The sequence below is a fragment of the Streptomyces durhamensis genome (assembly GCF_000725475.1).
GTDB lineage: Bacteria > Actinomycetota > Actinomycetes > Streptomycetales > Streptomycetaceae > Streptomyces > Streptomyces filipinensis.
Map to the genome: position 1 here is coordinate 5,068 of NZ_KL647050.1, position 4,001 is coordinate 9,068.

2 protein-coding genes are annotated in these 4,001 nt (G+C 73.1%); both read right to left on the reverse strand.

Going from position 1 to position 4,001, the window contains the following annotated elements; all coding sequences use genetic code 11:
• A partial coding sequence (locus tag IO33_RS53425) for a type I polyketide synthase (RefSeq protein WP_245236103.1) occupies positions 1 to 3,479 on the reverse strand: 3,479 nt, incomplete at its 3' end.
• Positions 3,480 to 3,565: 86 nt separating this feature from the next.
• On the reverse strand, positions 3,566 to 4,001 hold a 436-nt coding region (locus tag IO33_RS53430), incomplete at its 5' end, for an acyltransferase domain-containing protein (protein ID WP_031174566.1).

The window sequence follows — 4,001 nt, forward strand, 5'->3', positions numbered from 1 at the left end:
ACCAGCGATGACGAGCATGCCGTGTCGACCGTGACCGCCGGGCCCTCAAGCCCGAACGTGTACGACACCCGGCCGGAGGCGATGCTGCCCGCGCTGCCGTTGACGAGGTAGCCCTCCAGGCCTGCCGGCGAGGTGTGCACGCGCCCGCCGTAGTCGTGGTACATCACACCGGCGAAGACACCGGTCCTGCTGCCCCGCATCGTCACCGGGTCGATCCCGGCCCGCTCGAACGCCTCCTGCGGGTCCATCGCCAGCGCCTCGCGCGGCGAGATCCCGAAGAACTCGGCGTCGAAGTCCGCCGCGTCGTGGAGGAAGCCGCCCTCTCGGGTGTAGCTGGTGCCCCACTGGTCGGGGTTCGGGTCGTAGAGCTTCTCCACGTCCCAACCGCGGTCCTCGGGGAAGCCCGACACCGCGTCGCGGCCGGAGAACACCAGCTGCCACAGGTCTTCGGGTGACTGGACACCACCGGGGTAGCGGCAGGCCATGCCCACGATCGCGATCGGCTCGTCCGCCGCCCCGGTGGCCGTGGTGAGGGTCGCCGGCACGGCTGCCGCCGGCTCGCCGGAGCCTGCGGCTTCGGCGGTGAGGAAGCGGGCCAGGGTGAGCGGGTTCGGGTAGTCGAAGATCAGGGTGGCGGGCAGGCGCATGCCGACGGCCGAGTTGAGCCGGTTGCGCAGTTCGACGGCGGTCAGCGAGTCGAACCCGATGTCCTTGAACGAGTCGTCCGCGCCGACCGACTGTGCGCCGGCGTGCCCGAGTACGGCGGCGACCTCGGTGCGCACCAGGTCCAGCACCACGTGCTCGCGCTCGGCCTCCGGCAGCCCGGCCAACCGCTGCCCCAGCGAACCCTTCGGCGCGCTCTGCGCCGCGCGGCGCACCGGCGCCACCCGCACCAGTCCGCGCAGGACCGGCGGTACGGGCTGCCCCTGTCCGTCACGGAACGCCGACGTGTCGAGCCGGATCGGGGCGAGCGCTGCCCGATCGGTGGCCAGTGCCGCGTCGAACATCCGCAGGCCGTCCGCCGGCGGGATCGCGGCGAGGCCCATGCGCTTGATGCGCGTGAGATCGGTGTGGTCGAGGCTGCCGGTCATGGCGCTCTCGCTGTCCTGCGCCCACAGGCCCCAGGCCAGCGACGTGGCCCGCAGGCCAACGGCACGGCGGTGTTCGGCGAGGGCGTCGAGGAAGGTGTTGGCGGCGGCGTAGTTCCCCTGTCCCGGCGTGCCGAGGGTGCCCGCCGCCGAGGAGAAGAGCACGAACGCGGACAGGTCGCCGGACAGCTCAGCCGCCAGGTCGTGCAGGTTCAGAGCCGCGTCCACCTTCGGGCGGAACACGGCGTCCAGCCGTTCGGGGGTCAGCGAGCCGATGATTCCGTCGTCCAGGACGCCGGCGGTGTGAATGATCGCGGACAGGCTCCGCCCGGGCCCGGCCAGGAGTGCACGGACGGCGTCCCGGTCGGCCACGTCACACGCGGCCCAGGTGACGTCGGCGCCCTGAGCGGTCAGCTCGGCGGCGAGCTCGGCCGCGCCGGGTGCCTCCCCGCCACGGCGGCTGACGAGCAGCAGACTGCGGACGCCGTGCTCGGCGACCAGGTGCCGGGCGAACAGCCCGCCCAGCCCGCCCGACGCTCCGGTCAGCAGGACGGTGCCGGAGCCGAGGACGGGAAGCTCCGGCTCCGCGTCCGGCACGGCTGCGCGGACCAGCCTCGGCACCCGGACCTCGGCGTCGGCGTGGACCGCGGCCTGCGGCTCACCCGACGCGATCAGGCCCGGCAACACCCGGGCAAGGACGTCCTCGTCCACACCCCTGCCGGCGCCGGCATCGGCATCGGCATCGGCATCGGCATCGGCATCGGCATCGGTGGAGATTTCGACCAGCACGATGCGGTCGGGGTTCTCGGTCTGCGCCGAGCGCACCAGTCCGCGGACCGCCGACTGGGCGAGGTCTCCCCCACGCACCACCAGCACCAGACGCGCGGGGCGTTCCTCGGCCAGCCACCACTGCACCAGTTCCAGCACGGCGTGGGTGACCTCACGGACCCGGGTGGCGAGGTCCGCGCCGGCCCCGGTCGGGCAGGGCACGACCACGGCATCGGCGACGACTCCGGCAGCGGCTTCGGTGAACGCCGACGACGAATCGGCGGCCCGGAGAGCGGCGAGATCCCCGTACGTCTCGATCCTCATCCCGGCCGGCGCGGACGGCAGGCTCACCGGCGTCCACTCCAGGCCGAAGACCGCGTCGTCGCCGCCGTAACCGGCGCGCAACTGCTCGGCGGGCACCGGGCGCAGCGTCAGCGACTCGACGGACGCCACCGGCTCGCCCGTACCGTCGGCCAGCACCAGCGACACCGTGGAGGTACCGGTGCCGACGCGCGAGACCTTCACCCGCAGGCCGGCGGCTCCCGCAGCCGACAGGCGCACGCCGCTCCAGGCGAAGGGCAGCAGCCCGTTCCCCGTCCCGGCCTCGGGCTCGACCGCGCCCAGCCAGACGGTGTGCAGGGCGGCGTCGAACAGCGCGGGGTGCAGGCCGTACGCGCCCGCGTCCGTCCGCTCCGCGCCGGGCAGCTCCACCTCGGCGAAGAAGTCGTCCCCGTTCCGCCACGCGGCGCGCAGCCCCTGGAAGACGGGGCCGTAGTCGAGCGCCATGTCGGTGAGGCGGTCGTAGAACCCGTCGACGTCGACCGGCTCCGCACCCACCGGCGGCCACACGGCGAGCGAGCCGTCCACGGACCCTGCTGCAGCGACGGTCAGCGAGCCGGAGGCGTGCCGGACCCATGCCCGGTCGGAGTCGTCCTCGTGGGCGTACGCGTCCCCGTCGTCGTTCCGCGAGTGCACGGTCAGCGGCCTGCGGCCCGAGCCGTCGTCGGCGCCGACGCGCACCTGCAGGGCGACGCCGCCGCGCTCGGGCACGAGCAGCGGTGTCTCCAGCGTCAGCTCTTCCAGCAGGTCGCAGCCCACGGCGTCGGCGGCGGTGATCGCCAGTTCCACGAACGCGGTTCCCGGCAGGAGCGCGACCCCGCTGACGGCGTGGTCCACCAGCCACGGGTGCGTGTGCGTCGAGAGCCGCCCGGTGAGCAGGTGTCCGTCGCCGTCGGCCAGCGGCACGGCAGCGCCGAGGAGCGGGTGACGGGCCTCGCCCTGGCCCACCGCGCGCATGTCACCGGCGGAGGCGGGGGCGTCGAGCCAGTAGCGCTCGCGCTGGAAGGCGTAGGTCGGCAGGTCGACGCGGCGGGCGCCCGGGAAGAAGGCGTGCCAGTCCACTTCGGCGCCGACGACGTGCAGTTGGGCATAGGCGGTGGTGAGGGCTTGCGGCTCGGGGCGGTCGGCGCGCAGGGCGGGAACGGTGACGATGTCCGCGTCATCATCGAGGCAGCCCTGGGCGAGGGCACTGAGGACGCCGCCCGGGCCGATCTCGACAAAGGTCGACACGCCCAGGCCGTGCAGGGTCCGCACACCGTCGGCGAAGCGGACCGCTTCGCGCACGTGCCGGACCCAGTACTCGGGCGTGTACGGCTCGGCCAGCCGGCCGGTCAGGTTCGAAACGACCGGGATCCGCGGCTCGCTGAACGTCAGACCACGAGCGGTGAATGGAACGCGTGACTGACCTTCAACCGGGACGTCTTACGACCCTGACCGGCGAAGGTCTCACCAATCGCGACGACCGCGTCCTCGACACCGGACACCACGACCGACTGCGGGCCGTTGACCGCCGCGATACCGACCTCGTCGGACAGATACGGCAGCACCTCGTCCTCGGTCGCCTGGACCGCGACCATCGCACCACCCGCGGGCAACGCCTGCATCAACGCCGCACGCGCCGACACCAGCTTCGCCGCGTCCTCCAGCGACAGCACACCCGCCACATGAGCAGCCGCGATCTCACCCACCGAGTGACCGGCCACATAGTCCGGCCGCACACCCCACGACTCCAACAGCCGGAACAACGCCACCTCGACCGCGAACAACGCCGGCTGCGTCGAACCCGTCTGATTCAACTCCTCCGAG